The 16,219-nt window shown below is 42.3% G+C and carries 11 protein-coding genes; 9 read left to right on the top strand and 2 right to left on the bottom strand.

Annotation, left to right across the window (positions count from 1 at the left end; translation table 11 throughout):
• The first annotated feature begins 5 nt into the window (after nt 1-5).
• From egtD to SNE25_RS04565, 3 genes are read left to right on the top strand one after another with little or no spacing between them, the layout of a single operon-like run.
• Nucleotides 6-1,016, top strand: a complete 1,011-nt coding sequence (gene egtD, locus SNE25_RS04555; RefSeq protein ID WP_321563906.1) for an L-histidine N(alpha)-methyltransferase — start codon at nt 6-8, stop codon at nt 1,014-1,016.
• Nucleotides 1,017-1,033: 17 nt separating this feature from the next.
• On the top strand, nt 1,034-1,804 hold the full coding sequence (locus SNE25_RS04560) for an SDR family oxidoreductase (protein WP_321563907.1): 771 nt from the start codon (nt 1,034-1,036) through the stop codon (nt 1,802-1,804).
• A gap of 23 nt (nt 1,805-1,827) precedes the next feature.
• Entirely contained in the window at nt 1,828-4,848 is a 3,021-nt protein-coding gene (locus SNE25_RS04565; RefSeq protein ID WP_321563908.1) for a lantibiotic dehydratase, read from the top strand.
• Here SNE25_RS04565 and SNE25_RS04570 read toward each other — a convergent pair.
• Both SNE25_RS04570 and SNE25_RS04575 read right to left on the bottom strand, forming a co-directional pair.
• On the bottom strand, nt 4,842-5,576 hold the full coding sequence (locus tag SNE25_RS04570) for a LytR/AlgR family response regulator transcription factor (RefSeq protein ID WP_321563909.1): 735 nt from the start codon (nt 5,574-5,576) through the stop codon (nt 4,842-4,844). The two genes, SNE25_RS04565 and SNE25_RS04570, sit on opposite strands and share 7 nt — an antisense overlap.
• Entirely contained in the window at nt 5,573-6,673 is a 1,101-nt protein-coding gene (locus tag SNE25_RS04575) for a sensor histidine kinase (protein ID WP_321563910.1), read from the bottom strand. Before SNE25_RS04575 ends, SNE25_RS04570 begins: the two co-directional genes overlap by 4 nt.
• A gap of 343 nt (nt 6,674-7,016) precedes the next feature.
• Between SNE25_RS04575 and SNE25_RS04580 the strand changes: the two genes are divergently transcribed.
• The 6 genes from SNE25_RS04580 (at nt 7,017) to SNE25_RS04605 (ending at nt 16,191) form a co-directional block, all read left to right on the top strand.
• A complete protein-coding gene (locus SNE25_RS04580; protein ID WP_321563911.1) occupies nt 7,017-8,180 on the top strand; it encodes a hypothetical protein in 1,164 nt (387 codons plus the stop codon).
• Between the two features lie 93 nt (nt 8,181-8,273).
• Nucleotides 8,274-9,107: an RteC domain-containing protein gene (locus SNE25_RS04585; protein ID WP_321563912.1), complete on the top strand. Its 834-nt coding sequence runs from the start codon at nt 8,274-8,276 to the stop codon at nt 9,105-9,107.
• A 150-nt stretch (nt 9,108-9,257) separates the two neighbouring features.
• Nucleotides 9,258-9,854, top strand: coding sequence for a hypothetical protein (locus SNE25_RS04590; RefSeq protein ID WP_321563913.1), 597 nt, complete (start codon nt 9,258-9,260; stop codon nt 9,852-9,854).
• Entirely contained in the window at nt 9,835-10,176 is a 342-nt protein-coding gene (locus SNE25_RS04595; protein WP_321563914.1) for a DUF4134 domain-containing protein, read from the top strand. Before SNE25_RS04590 ends, SNE25_RS04595 begins: the two co-directional genes overlap by 20 nt.
• Nucleotides 10,177-10,186: 10 nt before the next feature.
• On the top strand, nt 10,187-10,660 hold the full coding sequence (locus SNE25_RS04600) for a hypothetical protein (protein ID WP_321563915.1): 474 nt from the start codon (nt 10,187-10,189) through the stop codon (nt 10,658-10,660).
• A complete protein-coding gene (locus tag SNE25_RS04605) occupies nt 10,633-16,191 on the top strand; it encodes a helicase-related protein (RefSeq protein ID WP_321563916.1) in 5,559 nt (1,852 codons plus the stop codon). Before SNE25_RS04600 ends, SNE25_RS04605 begins: the two co-directional genes overlap by 28 nt.
• Nucleotides 16,192-16,219 lie beyond the last annotated feature (28 nt).

A 16,219-nucleotide genomic window follows, 5' to 3' on the forward strand; every position in this document is an offset into this window, starting at 1 on the left:
TAAATATGCTTGCTATTAAACAAAAGAGACCAAGAATTATAAAAACCGAGACGCCGGTTATAAGAGATGTGGCGTTTTATCAGGATGTGGTCAATGGTTTGACATCGGAACCCAAACAACTACAATCAAAGTATTTTTACGATAAAGAAGGCGACCGGCTTTTTCAGCAGATAATGAACTGCAGCGAATATTACCCTTTCCAATGCGAACTGGAGATCTTTAGCCAGCAAACAGAAATGTTAGCCAATGTGATCGCTAAGGCTGGAGCAACCGCAGATTTGATAGAACTAGGAGCAGGTGATTGCACCAAGACAAGGTACCTGTTAGCAGAATTGGTCAAAATGGATACTGATTTTACCTATCTTCCAATCGATATTTCTGAAAATATAATTGATTTTCTCAATGCTCAGCTGCCGTTGGATATCCCTGGACTCAAGGTAAATGGGATAACGGGTGATTATTTACAAATGCTCGGCCGGGCAGCGGATCATTCCGACAATAAAAAAGTGGTTTTATTCCTCGGATCCAATATAGGGAATATGTCCCCGGGTGAAGCCGCGGAATTCTGTATGAATCTCAGACAGCACCTAAAGCCCGGTGACCTGGTCATCATTGGCGTCGACCTAAAGAAAAAACCCGCCACAATTTTGGCAGCATATAACGATAAAGCCGGAATTACTAAAGAATTTAATCTTAACCTTCTCCGGCGGATAAATAGGGAACTAGGTGCAAATTTTGAAATCACTCAATTTGAACATTATCCTGTTTATGATCCTGATACCGGTGGCTGTAAGAGTTACCTGATTTCGTTAAAAAAGCAACAGGTAATGATACCCTGTGTAGACGGATCCACGTGGATCAATTTCGAGGAAAATGAACCGATGTTCATGGAGATATCTCAAAAATATTCAATTAAAGAAATCGAAGAGTTAGGCCGGAATGCCCAGTTTCGACCCGTTGCAAACTTCTTTGACAATAAAGGATGGTTTATGGATACTGTTTGGGAAGCGGTTTAAAACAAAGGATAGTTGAAATGGCAACAAGAATTGCAATTATAACCGGCGCCAGCTCCGGGATAGGTAAAGCGACCGCAATCAGGTTAGCTAAGGATTTTACAGGTTTGGTGCTGGTTGCCAGACGGGAAGACGAATTGGCCGAAACGGCCAAAATGTTGAAATTGCTGGGCGTCGAACCTTTGATTATTCCGATAGATCTCAGGCTACCGTCTGCAGGTGATACGGTGATCAAAAAAACGTTGGAAATGTTCGGGCAGCTACATACGCTGGTCAATATAGCGGGTGCTGTTCCGCAGATCCACCTGTTTGAAATGACTGACGAACAGTGGAACGATGGTGCGGAAATGAAACTGCATGGTGCCCGTCGATTAACGATCAAGGCATGGTCGCTACTGAAAGAGTCGAAAGGAAATGTTGTGTTTATTTCCGGAAATTCTGCCGAAGTCCCGAAGCCGGGTTTTGCAGCTGTCGCGACCATTAACGCTGCCATTTGTGCATTGGCTAAAGCTTTTGCTGAGGAGGGAATTCTATGTGGGATACAAGTAAACAGTGTACTGCCAGGTGCTGTAATGACGGACCGAAGAAAGAAATTTCTTGAAAAGTTTGCTGAGGCCAATAACCTATCCATGGAAGAAGCAAAGATGAAATTTCTGAGAGAGGCAAAGATTGAAAGGTATGGTGAACCGCAGGAAATTGCCGAACTGATCGCTTTTTTGGTCTCGCCGAGAGCGCAATGGATGACAGGAACTGCCCTAAGGATAGATGGCGGTGAAGTAAAGAGTATATAGAAATCAGAAGTTAGATAATTATAATGGGCATAGCCTTCGCACCCCAATTACTACTTCGGTTACCAGCTTATCCTGAGATACAATACGATCAGGACTTGCAATGTTTTTTGGACGATCCTTTTTTTCGGGCTGCCATTTTCCTGGCAAGTCCGGTTTTTTATAGGAGTTTAAAGGACTGCGATTTTAATACAAAAAAATTAACCGAAAAACAGCGAATTTCATTGCTGAAATATGTAAATCGGGCATGTTTCAGGCCCACCCCATTTGGACTGTTTTCTTCTGTTTCGCTGCTTGAATGGTCAAACAAAGATTCTATCCAGTTCGATGCTAAACAGCCGTTTTCTGTGAATATTTCCCCCGATCAAAGTTTACTGAATCTTGTTACCCGAATTCTTTACAGCCAAATAACTAAAATACAACGCTTTGAGGTCAACCCTACTATTTACCAATCCTTAAAAGAATACAGATTTGTTAGAACGGAAGTAGATCCGGAGGAAAAAAGGCAATACCGTCTGCAGTCGACAGCATATTCAGGAATGCTGAAAAATATTTTGAAGTTTTCGCGCCAGGGCCGCACATGTGAGGAAATTTTAGCCTACATATCAAATTTCGCCAATACCAATAAAGCCGAAAGTCTGGATTATTTTTTGTTTTTATTAGATGCGCAAGTCATAGTCGGACAATTAAGGCAAAATATAAGCGGCGAAGATTTTTTACGGCTATTAACTGAAACCGGACAGGTTGGCCCGGAATGGAATTTCATTTTTAAACTGACCGGGCAGCGATTTAATCCAGTAGATAAAACTGCCGAATATTTGCAAAGCATAGATCACCAAGTCAAATTATTACAACCGGCACTGAACGCTGAAAAGCCAGCGATCAGTGTGATCTTAGAGCGCAAATTGAGTGCCGATTGCATAGGTTATCAAATTCAAAGTCAGATTCGTGATGGTTTGTTTGCACTTCATTGCCTGAGTTATACTAAAGCAATGCCAACCATGGAAAACTTTTCCAAAGAATTCGAAAGACACTTTGGAGGGCAGCGATTACCATTATTATCTTGTTTTGATCCTGAACAAGGAATTAATTACCAGAAGCCCGCATTGGAAAGTCCCAATATTCTCCTGGAAACACTCCGGGTCAGGCACAAAGAAACTACTGACCAAAACGCGAACTGGGGTTCTGCGCATGTTTATTTGATGAACCGATGGATCGAAGCAGAAAGAAACTGCCGTCAAAATATTTGCTTAACTAAAGATGGTTTGCAAAAGTTAAAAAATGAAACCCAGAAGTTCCAGACTTTAGGCCTTTCAATTTTGTTCAGGCGGTCTGGTGATAAAATCTATCTTGAGAGCGCAGGCGGTACCAATGCGTGCGCATTACTCGGGCGTTTTACCGTGGCAAGCCCGGAGATGGCCGAAGCGGCAACCAATATGGCAAAAGACCTGGAGCAGCGGAACCTTCACCTGGTTTTTGCAGAGCTGCTACATCTAACTGACCCTCATCACGATAATATCAATAGACGTAAACACATTTGGTCCTATGAGATTCCAATAACCGCCGCATCCACTTTGCCGGCCGATCAACGGATTGAACTACGTGATTTGTATGTTGAAGTGATTAGCGGCAAGGTATATCTATGGTCTGAGGCTCTCAAGAAATATGTGATTCCAAGATTAAGCTCCGCCTATAACCATTCTCTGAATAAGTTGCCACTTTTCCGGTTTATGGTTGACCTTGGTTATCAATATGGTGATAGTGACCTTACATTTGATTTAAGTAGATTTTTCCCCGGGTTAGATCATTATCCGAGGGTTGAATATGAACGTTGCATTCTGAGTCCGGCTACCTGGGTACTTCGCGAGCCGGACCTATTACCCTTACAGGGTAAAGATGAAATGGAGGCACTTCACGCTTATAGAGAGCTGGCAGTTGAAAAAAATATTCCCGAAGTTTTCTTATTGACCGAAGCAGATCACCAGTTAAGATTATATCGTGACCGAGGTGATGATATAACCTTATTTTTAAAGTTCGTTCGTACACGCCGAGAGATAGTTCTATTGGAATACCTGGGTAACCATGACGAGACATCCCTGGTAAAAGATCCCGCCGGCCGAAGTTTTATTGCCCAATACAACACATTTGTGGTGCCGGATGAACCAATACCTTTTCCTGTTAGTATAGCCACTAATAGTAAAGTACCTTTAACCGTTCGAAAATTTATGCCCGGAACAGAATGGCTTTACCTGAAGATCTATACACCGGCCCAAAGGATGTCTAAACTGCTCGTTAACCTTTGGCCTTTCATTAGGAAAAATTATCATAACGGAACCATTGAAAATTGGTTTTTTGTCAGGTATGAGGACCATGCTCCTCATTTAAGGTTGCGTTTAAAAACGCATCCCAAAAACATCAGCGACATTTTGGTTGCGTTAAACGGGTTATTAGGTAAACAGGTGGAGCAACACATGATACGGGAGTATCACCTTGACACCTATCACCGGGAACTTGAAAGATACCAGGCGGCGGGAATTGCGCTGACAGAAGAATTTTTTTGGGCAAGTAGCGTGTTCACTATTGAACACCTACAAAGGGGTCGTAATTTCTTTCCGCCGTATTTGGTGGCAATCCGCACGGTTATAGCAATTGCAGAGATGTTTATTTCAGATCGTAAGGTTTTAGCTGATTACTTTAAGGATAGTTATGATGCACTGGCCGCAGAATTTGATGGGACGAAAAACAGAACTGAACTGGATTTAAAGTATCGTGAATTAAGTGGATTTATCCAACAGGTGTTCGATGACGAAGCGTTTGATGTTCGAAATCAATTTGGGTCGGCCTATAAGAACCTAATGATCATCGCAAAACAAATCAGCGAGGCTGTCGGTGAAGGGGATCATAATTCCTATTTGAATAGTATTCTCCACCTGCATATGAACAGGCTTTTTACTGATCAGCAACGTAAGCAGGAAATGGTCGTTTATTATATGCTGTATAAATTTATTAAAAGTGAAATTGCCAGAAATAAACAGGGTAATCATTGACCTCCCCTTTTCGATTTTACCAGATGTTGATCCATCAAATTAAGAAACTTTTGTTTATAATGATCACCCATTATCAGGGATTCTCCGCTTTGCATCCTTACCTGGGCACGTTCTATTATCTTAACAAAGCTGACATTAATGATAAAAGAGCGATGAATTCGGGCGAAAATATCAGATGGTAAATGACGCTCAATCTCCCGCATCGTTAGATAAGTCATGTGCTTTCCTTCTGTGGTAAATATCTGAATGTAGTTTACCGCCCCTTCAATATAAATAACTTCATCAAAACGGACTTTTATCATCCGACCTTTGATCTCACTTTTAATCGTAAAGAAACCCTCATTTGACGCATTGTCAACAGCTTTTCTCTTGATTTTACGTTTAGCACGTTGAATGCTTTTTAAAAAGCGCTCATAATTTATTGGCTTTAGCAGGAAATCAAACGCCTCATTGTCAAATGCTTGTAATGCATATTCCGGGAAAGCCGTAGTGAAAATTACTGATGTGTACAAATTAACCATTCCCGCCAATTCCAATCCCGTAAGCGGCCTCATATCAATATCGAGAAAGGTAAGGTCAGGCGCTGTTACGCCGGTTAACACATCCAACGCTTCCAGTGGATTTATAGATGCCCCGATTAACTTGAGGATGGGTGTTTGTTCGATATACCCCTTTATCAACTCTAAGGAATCAGGGTCATCTTCAACAATGTAGCAGGTAAAGATCATAAGTTTATGCTTATAGAGACGATAAAATCTTCGGTTTCATCTTTAATTTCCAAGGTGTATTTACCCGGATAAAAGTTCGCGAGCCTTTTTTCTATATTTTTCAGGCCGATTCCGGTTCGTGTATAGAGCGTACTGGTACGTTTTTCATTAATGGTTTTAAATGTCAAAAAATTTTCCTGGCTGTCAAGCAGGATCTTTCCCGGTTTGGTGACGTCGCCAACACCACCATGCTTGATCATATTTTCGACCAGGGTGATAAGGATTAAAGGCAGAATGTGAATGCCTTTTAATCTCCCTTTTTTTTGAAAGCTGATAAATATTTTGTGTTCGTGGCGGAGTCCACTGAGCTCAATGAGTTTCTCAATCTGCGCAACCTCGTCTAAAAGCGGCACCGTGCGGTTGTCCTCCGAATTGATCAGCGAATAGCGCATGATATCCGCAAGCAGCATTACGCAGTTTCCTGCCTTGGGGGAGACCTGATGAATAGCGTTGTAGATAAATGAAAGGGAATTAAAGAGTAAATGTGGACTGATTTGATTTTGTAAATAAGCGTTTTCCGCGGTGATGTATTTGTTTTCTAGTTCAAGTGTTTGAGACTTCTGAAGTAATTGTTCCTTTTCTATCGCATGGTTGCGTTCCTTAAACCTTATCATATATAACATCGACCAGTAGGCCGTGCTGAACCCGATGAAAAATATTTCTCTAAAAATATTACTTAACCATAGTTTCCCATGAGATAACGTGAACGATAAACTTAGCCAGCTTTCGCCATTCCAAAAGTTTTCACATTGCAGCTTTATGAGCAGATAAAAGACAATTTCTATTGCTATGAATATAGCTGCGACCAAAATCGATTTTGAGGTCTGGAAAAACGCAAAATCCAATATCACATGTGCATTAAAGTAAAAAAGCCCAATATTCAGCAGATAAAAAAATGCATAGTGTACTAATGAGGCATTAAGGCCAACCGTTAGCTCTATAAGAGAAAGCTCGTATGTTATAAAGATGGCCCAAACCATTATATGTCTGAGAATGAATGCCTTTTTTGTCCTTATTATTTGTCTCATCAGGTCATTTGAAGTTTCTGCATGTAGCAAATGCCTCTCGGCGTAATAAAGTTATCGGTTGCTTGACCACCTTATATTTTTGGTCAAAACATCGAAGCCATGAAAAATTTAAAATCGAAAAAATTACACAAACAGGTGGATACCATTTGTGATTTTAACAGGGAGGTGCTCAATGAAGGGTGGTCTGATACAACTACGGGATCCGACCCGACCACGGCTACAGTGACCATCATTATCACTACTGCAAATACGCAACAAAGGAGTAAAAAATTAATATAAAGTTAATATTAATTAAGCACTTCGCAACATAGGAACCATTTTCACAATCGCAAAAAATAAAATTTAAGCCATTGACCTCATTTATCATACTGTTTTGCTTATTTCAGCACTATATCATCTGGAAACAATTGTTAGCGAAGTCGTTAACTATAACGAAATCACCGGCGCCGCTGTGCGCCCGGAAGCTTTCGGCCGTTGGTCTGAACGCACAGCATTAGCTTGCAAACAGTTAAGTGCACAGTTACTACAGCAGCTTTTCAGCAACGTAAAAGACCATACTTTAGTCCGTTATATTCATTACCATCAGGCAACATTAATTTCCCTTTCTGATCAACTTTCAGGTAAGTTCTCCATTCATTCCAATCTGGAAATTGTCACTTATGCTCACGGACGGAAAGTAATAGCATCAATTGAAGGTATCCTTGACCTGCTCTTTACTAAATTCTACAAATATTGTGATCACGGCCATGTTGTTTCCAAGGATCATTTTGATATCGAATGTGCTCATTTGAATGCATTGTTGGTAGCTGTTTTAGATCAGCTTACGGTGTTAGAAATAAACGACGCCCTAATCTTGGCGGTTCAGGAATCAATTTCTGCCAAACTTACTGACGGCCGTTACTTTGGGGTAAGTTACCGGGAGTTCGATTATTTAAACAAGCTATTACGGACAATTGCGGATGATCTGGTACCGGGCACTCCCGGTACAGGCAAATTTGCTGACATTTTATACACCCATAATTTCAACAGTCCAATGTTTGTGCGTTGGTATCAAAATGAAATTCTGGTTTCTAAAATTAACTCGACGAAGAAAAACCGGAAGCAACTTCTGCAAAAGGAACTTGAACGTCTCGAACTTTGTCCTGTCAAAATACAGGAGTTCTTTGATGCCAGCCGTGTTTCTATCCAAGAGCTGATGGTAGATTGGATGAGGGACCAGTTAAACGGACGGGGGGCGTCTGCACAAACAGATTCGAAGTCATCCCCCACACAACACATGCCGTTGAACTTTTCTGTCAGTCAGTTTGCATTACTAGTTCGGCTCAGTTACCTGGAAGGCGCATACCATCTGCATAATATTTCTGCGATTTTGCGATTTTTCTCTTCTCATTTTGAGACCAAGAAGCAACTCCATATATCAGTCAAAAGTTTTACCCGTGCCTTTTATGGTACTGATCAAAAGACGGCAGCCGCCGTTAGGGACTTTTTACAACGGATGCTCAATATTCTTGATAATACCTATTTCCCCAAAACTTAATCATAGCCTATGAAAGATTGATACACACGAGTACTGTTAGAGACACTAACCAAGGATGGCTGGTGGCAGTACACTTCATTTAACTAGGGAAATATGATAACTAAATTTAGTGAACGTCTTTATGCGGATCTCAATAAGGATATCAACGCGCTTGCTCTTGAAGAAGGGCAGTTGATTAAGCGTTATGAAAAATCGATGCATGTTTGTATCAAGTACCTGCGGAGGCTAAAAGATTTTTGTAAGGTAAATGATCCCGGAACGCCATCAGAGGAGATCATGTTTTTTAAAAACATAAAGCCGAAGTTCAAGTCTCAACTTATTTTTTACCAATCCCTGCTGAACCTGGAAATTCGTAAACCAATCGGTGATGGGAAGGTGGCGGCGGATTATCTGAGTAATGAAATTAAGATCCTCCATCATTTTTTTGAAAGCAACCTTTCTTTCTATCAATATGTGAGAACAGAGGCAACTTACCTTGATGAATACTATTTCGTCCGGGGGAATTACGATGTACATCTTGATCCGGATCAGTGTGTAGTGGATTTTGATCCGGCTTTTAGCACCACCCATGATCACAAGCTTGCCCAGGTTTTAGCAAGTGAGTTAATGCAGGAACACCTGGAGCACTCTATCCAAAAAATCATGCAAAAGGATGCTATCATTCAAATCGATTCAGACTTTCGGGATTTTGATTGGAAGCAAACCAAATGTGCTTTGATAGAATTGATTTATTGCTGGCATGCCACAGATGCTTTTGGCAAAAAGAACCTCAAAAGCATTGTTAAATTCATCGAAAAATCTTTTAATATTTCACTGGGGAATTTTTACGACACCTATGACTGGCTTTCTAACCGGCCCAGTCCGACTGTTTATATTGATGAAATGAAAAGCGCATTTATGCTGCGCATACAGAAGAAGCTAAAATGATCAGATAAAGAGCGGCGTAACAGCCGCTTTTTTTATTTATTAAAAAATAGTTGTTGTCCGACTCGGACGAACTCGGATGGTTTCGCCGGCGGGTCTTTGGAACTTTGAATCGTCGAAGCAGCAATGCAGCTGCGGGAAAATATAAACGTTATGCTACATCAAATATCATGGTTTAATTATGCAGCTGCTATATTCCTTGTGGCGGTGGGCTATTATGGATATGTTGGATTGACCTTCTACATGTCGGAACTAAAAACATGTCTATACCGCATCAGCGGGAGAAATCCGAGGACGGCACCGTTATCTGGGGACTTACAAATTCCGGAATACGAAGTTGCTGGAGCTATTCAAAAAGAACATGTTGAATTTGTAGACCAGGAGGAACTTTTCTTCGCCCCACCAGAAAGTCCGAATGAGGATAGCCCAACCACGAGTGCCAACAATAAAATAGCTGATAAGGATGATCAATTGCTGACCGATTTTTCTGAGATGATATCGGAGGTTAAAACCCTTATCAAGGTCATCAATGAGTCGGAAGAATCAAAGGGGAACTTTGAAATGCTATTTCGACTGATCATCCAAAAATATCCGGCATTAAAGGGGACGGGTTATATGGAACAAATTAATAATTTCCTCCTGAGCGAGGGAATTGCGGAGTTTTCCTTTCCGCTGAACCTAATAGAGTTGCAAAATTATTGGCTGGACGCTGGTCAAACAGAGGAGTCTTATGAAAACGAAGCTGCCTAATTACAGGAAAGGAATTCTCCGCCTGGTGAGGTGGACCTCCACAGTTGTTTACTTGTTCCTTGCCTATCAGCAAGCCGCTTTCGCACAGGATGGAAACGCGGGGATCAATCAGGCGACCTCGCAGGTCAAAAGTTATTTCGACACCGGTACCAATCTCATGTATGCTATAGGTGCCATCATTGGGCTGGTTGGGGCTATAAAGGTGTATAAGAAATGGAATGATGGGGAACATGATACCGGCAAGGTTGCTTCCAGTTGGTTTGGCAGTTGCATCTTCCTGGTCGTGGTAGCAACGGTCTTAAAATCATTTTTCGGGGTTTAAATCAAATGTTATGCAAGAATTATTGAAACTTAAGTTACGGGATTTCCTGGCACAAAACCGTCCGGAAATACTCATCGGTTTGCAGGAAAACAATGCAACGGGAGATTATCTTGACGATAAGATCAGTCAGCTGAACGACTTGCCCGAGAAACTACTGGATGATGGAAAGCCCATGTATGAGATCACAGAATTATGCATGGCGGCACTTACCAGCGACCTTGGCCCCTCCAGGCTCCACCTCATAGCTGAAATCTTAGATGATGACTTTCTGCCCATGGCAGATATGCTTCGCCTGCAGGGCCTTCTGAATTACGAGCTGATCAACTTGCTCGATGCCTGCGAGCCTGTTTTCCAGGAACTAGGCGTAGATCAGAACAACCGCATACTGCGGTTTGCGATTGGCGGAGCAATTCAGGAATACGGACAAACAAATTGGACCGCTAAAAAAATAATGTTATGGCTTTCGCACCCAAGCAAAAATTAACAGATAATATCGCTGCGCTACAGGTTGCCTTCGGATTAAAATCCGGCCAAGAGCCAAGTACCGACCAACTCGAAATTCTTAAGCGCTATGCCGGTTTCGGTGGAATAAAAGCAGTTATGTATGGAGGTGGTACCAAGGAAGAATGGCAGGCGCAAGGAGCTACGGCGGAAGATCTTCGGTTGTATGATGGGCTTATGGAATTTTATCTGCTATTAAAAAGTGAATTGCCTGAATCCGAGTATAAGGAAGCAGTTGACTCTATCAAAAATAGCACGATGTCCGCTTATTACACCCCTCCATTCGTTCCTCAGGCGATTTACGAGGCCTTGGCAGAGATTGATTTGCAACCAACCAAGTTATATGAGCCAAGTGCCGGAGCAGGTGTTTTTATATCGGAAGCTGTTGCGGCCTTTTCAGGCCTTCAAGAGGTTATGGCCATTGAAAAGGATATACTCACCGGTAAGGTTTTGACGGCGATTACGTCCGGCATACCTGTAAACAGCGAGGTTCAGATCAAAGGTTTGGAAGAAACTGCAGACCATGAAAATGGTCAATATGATTTGGTAGCCAGCAATATACCATTTGGCAATTACCGAGTATATGATAAAGGGTATACCAATATGGCGCTTTCAGGTAGAATTCACACTTATTTTTTTGTTAAAGGGTTGGATAAACTTGCCGATGGCGGAATGCTTGCCTATCTGACTACTGATTCATTTTTGAACTCTCCCGCTAACCAGCAGGCACGGGAGCATCTGTTTGCTCAGGCCGATTTTATTGCTTTAGCAATGATGCCGGCAAATCTGATGAAGGATCACGCGGGGGTTGAGGCACCGACACATTTACTAATTGTACAAAAGAACACGAGCAAGGTTAACCTCTCTGAGGACGAAGAGCTGCTCATCCGGTCTGTTGAATTAGGTGGTGAGGCCGGGACGTATCAGTTGAACGCTTATGCCGAACGACACACCGACCTCATCTTTGGGGATGAAATTGTAGAAGGAACCAATCAATACGGACAGCCCGCTATGGTCATTTGGCATAACGGTCATATTTCTGATCTTCAAGAACCATTAACTGAAATGCTTAAAGATGCTTTTGAAGGCAGGTTGAACAAAAATTTGTTTTTAAAAGCCCAAAACACACTATCGCAAGAGGCTAAGAAGAAGCTGGAAAGACATGTAAAAACTGACCGGACCTTTACATTTTTACCGATGCCGGAGGATAAAATTACTTCATCCGCAGTACAGCTAGGTCTATTCGATACTGCGCCGGCTGAAAATATCAGCCGGGCCCAGGCTTACCTTAACGATGCCGACCTGGCCACTGTGATGAACCAGTCAGCGCGGCCCGTCAGCATCATCAAAATAAATGCTGAAACAAATCATGAATGTTTTGTGCTTGTGACTGCCAGAAGTAAATCCAATGGTCATTATTTGTATAAACTATACTCCAATATCCGTGAAGTCCCTGTTTCTGCCCGCTGGATGACGGCCGGTTTGTTGGGTCATGAACTCAAAGTATTGAGTGAGCAATTGCAAAAGTTTGACTATCAATATTTTTATCAGGGCGACAAGTCTCTCGAACCTGTATTCCTGTTATCGCCTGAAAATGTTCGTCCGCTTGCCGACCTTAAATCTTTTTACCGTAAGGGCACACTTGTTATCCATCGTGGCCAAGTAGGTATCATTGGACATCCCGAAAATGGCCGGGCCGCATTTGAAGCTTTTGGCTCGCAAAATGATCTATCGTTTTATGAACAGTATACCCATGTCCGGGATAGTTATCAGGAGTTGCAACTTAAGGAAAGTGAGAATGGAATCGAGTTCCCTGCCCTTCGCGATCAATTGAACCTTTCTTACGACAAGTTTCGAGAAGCATATGGCGAGCTCAATAAAAATGTAAACCGTGGCAGGCTACTGAACGACGAAGCATTTGGTTTTATTATTTTGTCTTCTTTGGAGCGAAAGGAAAATGACCAGATTTTAAAAGCAGATATTTTTCACTCACCGTTATTTCCGAAGACAGAAGTATTCAAAAGCGATGATGTTGTTGAGGCGTTAGCAAGGAGCTTGAATGATACGGGTCGTGTTTCTTTACCATTTATTTCAGAAGCCACCGGTAGGACCTCAAGCGAGATTGTTGCTGAGTTAAGGGGCCGGATCTATAAGAACCCTCAAACGAGCAATTGGGAAACCGCCGATGAGTATCTTGCAGGTAACGTAGTAAAAAAGCTGGCTGAAGCTGAACTTGCAGTGGCTGAAGGATCTGAAAATGTACAGTTTCAAATAAGTTTAAAGGCTATTCAAGGTATTCAGCCGGAAAGAATTCCTTTTGAGTTGCTGGATTTCAATTTAGGGGAACGCTGGATACCTACCTCTTACTACAGCAGGTTTGCCAGCAAGCTGTTCGAGCTGGACACTGAGGTGGCCTATTTCCCATCGCTGGATACTTTCAAGGTCGACTATAAATTCGGCAATGCGATCACTGATCAGGAATATAGTGTTACTCCTATGCAGGGTAATCGCATGACAGGCCATACAATGATGGAGCATGGGCTAGAAAATACTTCACCACATTTTACCTACACCGTTAGTATAGGTGAGGGTAAAACTATCAGGCTTCCCGATAATGAGGCCATACAGCTGGCCCATCAAAAAGTCGAAGCGATACGTACACATTTCCTGAATTGGCTTCAGGACCTCCCCAAGGAAGATAAAGACCTGTTAACAAAAACCTATAATGATACTTTTAACTGCTATGTGTTGCGCGAATATGATGGCAGCCATTTGAAATTCCCTGGGTTGGATAAACAAGGGTTGGGAATCACAGATCTCTATTCCTCGCAGAAAAATGCTGCCTGGAGAATCATACAGAACCGGGGGGCTGTCATCGACCATGAGGTTGGTCTTGGTAAAACGCTTACCATGATCGTTGCCAGTTATGAGATGAAGCGGCTTGGCATTGTACACAAACCAACAATTTTGGCTTTAAAAGCAAATGTTGACCAGATTCGGGACACCTACCGACTGGCATATCCTAAGGCAAAAATCCTCGCACCGGGGGAAAACGATTTTTCGCCCGCGAAACGGATGCGCTTGTTTCATGAGATCAAAAATAATAACTGGGATTGTATCATCCTCACCCACGACCAGTTCGGGAAAATTCCGCAATCAGAGCAAATTCAGCAGGAAATATTCCGCGAAGAACTGGATAATGTAGAACGTGATTTAGGTACAGCTGTACAGTTAGGTCAGAAGATCAGTAAAAAGATTTTAAAGGGTTTGGAAGTTCGAAAATCTAACCTGGAGGCGCGCTTAAACGATATTGCTGACCGGATAGAAAATCGAAAAGATAAAGATATTAGTTTCCAGGATTTGAACATCGATCACCTTTTTGTTGATGAGTCGCATAAATTCAAGAACCTGACCTTTACGACCAGGCACAGTCGGGTTGCCGGATTAGGAAATACGGCTGGAAGCCAAAAAGCATTGAATATGTTGTTCGCCGTAAGGACTTTACAGCAAAAGTTCGACAGCGATTTATGCTCGACCTTTCTTTCAGGTACACCAATATCCAATAGCCTGACTGAAATGTATCTTATTTTCAAATACTTGCGACCCAGAGAAATGGCGAGGCAGCGTATTGAGAACTTTGATGGGTGGGCTGCAGTATTTGCGCGAAAAACGATTGATTTTGAGTTTTCGGTTACTAACGAAATCATTTCTAAAGAACGTTTCCGTTATTTCATTAAAGTACCGGAATTGGCGCTTTTTTACAATGAGATCACTGATTATAAAACCGCCAAACATATCAATCTCGATAAGCCAAGCCTGAACGAACATCTGGTCAATATTCCGCCCACTCCGGACCAAAAAGATTTTATCCAGAAGTTAATGCAGTTCGCAAAGTCAGGTGATGGTACATTGATCGGCCGCGCGCCGCTAAGCCGGGAGGAGGATTTCGCCCGCATGCTCATCGCAACCAACTATGCGAAAAAAATGTCGGCGGATATGCGGCTTATTAATCCTGATTATGCGGATCATCCGGACAATAAGGTTAATGTTTGTGCCCGAAAAGTAGCTGAGATCTATGAACAGAGTAAATCATTTCGCGGTACTCAAATCATCTTTAGTGATATCGGAACGCCAAAGGCAGGGCAATTCAATATTTATGATGCCCTTAAAGCCAAACTCGTGGGCGACTTCAGTCTTCCGCCACATGAAGTATCTTTTATTCATGACTGGTCAGAAAAACAGCGACCTGAATTATTCCGGCGGATGAACAATGGGGATATCCGGGTATTGATAGGCAGCACCGAAAAAGCCGGGACCGGATTAAATGTCCAAAAGCGCGGGGTTGCCATGCATCACATGGACATTCCATGGAAGCCTTCTGAGCTGGAGCAACGCGATGGACGATTAGGCAGGCAAGGTAATTGGCTGGCCAAAGAACACTATGGCAACAAGGTGATGAATTTTATCTATGCTGTTGAACAATCATTAGATAACTACAAATTCAGCCTATTGCAAAACAAGCAACGTTTCATTAGCCAAATGAAAAATAATGAACTCCATATACGTACCATCGATGAGGGGGCTATGGACGAACAAAGTGGAATGAACTTCTCAGAATATATCGCTATTCTTTCAGGGGATACCTCATTGTTGGAAAAAGCTAAGATTGAAAAAAAAGTAGCTGGGCTGGAAAACCTTCGCACCGTATTTTTTAAAGAATCCTCCCGGTCGCGTTATCACCTGGAATCACTTACACGAGATAAAGGAGAAACCGAGCGGACATTAGAGAAGCTTCAAGCTGATCACCAAAAGTATCATATGCGGCTTAAACAGGATGCCGAAGGGGTCAAACTCAACCTGATCAGGCTCGAAGAGTTTCATTCAGTAAATGCAGAGAAAATTGGCGAATACCTAATTAACCTGTATAAAAGTTGGGAACCTGAAAAGGGGAAGGCTGATGAAAAGTTATTGGGCGAACTGTATGGCTTTGATCTTTACATCCGCCGTCAGCAGGAAGCCTGGGAGGAGAATGGTGTAAACCAGTACCGGTATATCAATAATTTTTATGCGGAAAGCCGGGACAGCGGGATCAAGTACAGCTATAACAAGGGAGCAATCAACATTGATAACCCGAAGACCGCTACGCGCCACTTTCTCAATGCCATTGATAGAGTCGATGCACTTACTGAAAAATATACTAAGGAATTGCGCAGCCTTGATCAGGAGATCAGCATGCTGGCGCTCATTGTAAACAAACCCTTTGATAAAGAAGCCGAATTGACAACCTTGAAGGGAGAGCTATCCAGGTTGGAAAAAGAAATTGCGCTGAAAATCCAGGATTCTCAAATCAAGCAAAATGGCTTGTTCAATACCCCTGCAGATGAGGTATCGCAGGATCAAACGCCCGTCAATGTGATGGATCTGAATATTGTACCCGAGCCGGTGCGGGCCACCTATCAGTTGGTGCCATTGGAACAAAATAAAAAAAGCCGAAGTCTTGGGCAACGGTTATAACCATTAAATAAAATAAGGAGAGTCAAAA

It is taken from the genome of Mucilaginibacter sabulilitoris, from assembly GCF_034262375.1.
GTDB classification, from domain to species: Bacteria; Bacteroidota; Bacteroidia; order Sphingobacteriales; family Sphingobacteriaceae; genus Mucilaginibacter; species Mucilaginibacter sabulilitoris.

Coding starts and splice junctions, on each gene's coding strand:
- egtD (WP_321563906.1), top strand. CDS start 6: ATGCTTGCTATTAAACAAAAGAGACCAAGAATTATAAAAACCGAGACG.
- SNE25_RS04560 (WP_321563907.1), top strand. CDS start 1,034: ATGGCAACAAGAATTGCAATTATAACCGGCGCCAGCTCCGGGATAGGT.
- SNE25_RS04565 (WP_321563908.1), top strand. CDS start 1,828: ATGGGCATAGCCTTCGCACCCCAATTACTACTTCGGTTACCAGCTTAT.
- SNE25_RS04570 (WP_321563909.1), bottom strand. CDS start 5,576: ATGATCTTTACCTGCTACATTGTTGAAGATGACCCTGATTCCTTAGAG.
- SNE25_RS04585 (WP_321563912.1), top strand. CDS start 8,274: ATGATAACTAAATTTAGTGAACGTCTTTATGCGGATCTCAATAAGGAT.
- SNE25_RS04590 (WP_321563913.1), top strand. CDS start 9,258: ATGCTACATCAAATATCATGGTTTAATTATGCAGCTGCTATATTCCTT.
- SNE25_RS04595 (WP_321563914.1), top strand. CDS start 9,835: ATGAAAACGAAGCTGCCTAATTACAGGAAAGGAATTCTCCGCCTGGTG.
- SNE25_RS04600 (WP_321563915.1), top strand. CDS start 10,187: ATGCAAGAATTATTGAAACTTAAGTTACGGGATTTCCTGGCACAAAAC.
- SNE25_RS04605 (WP_321563916.1), top strand. CDS start 10,633: ATGGCTTTCGCACCCAAGCAAAAATTAACAGATAATATCGCTGCGCTA.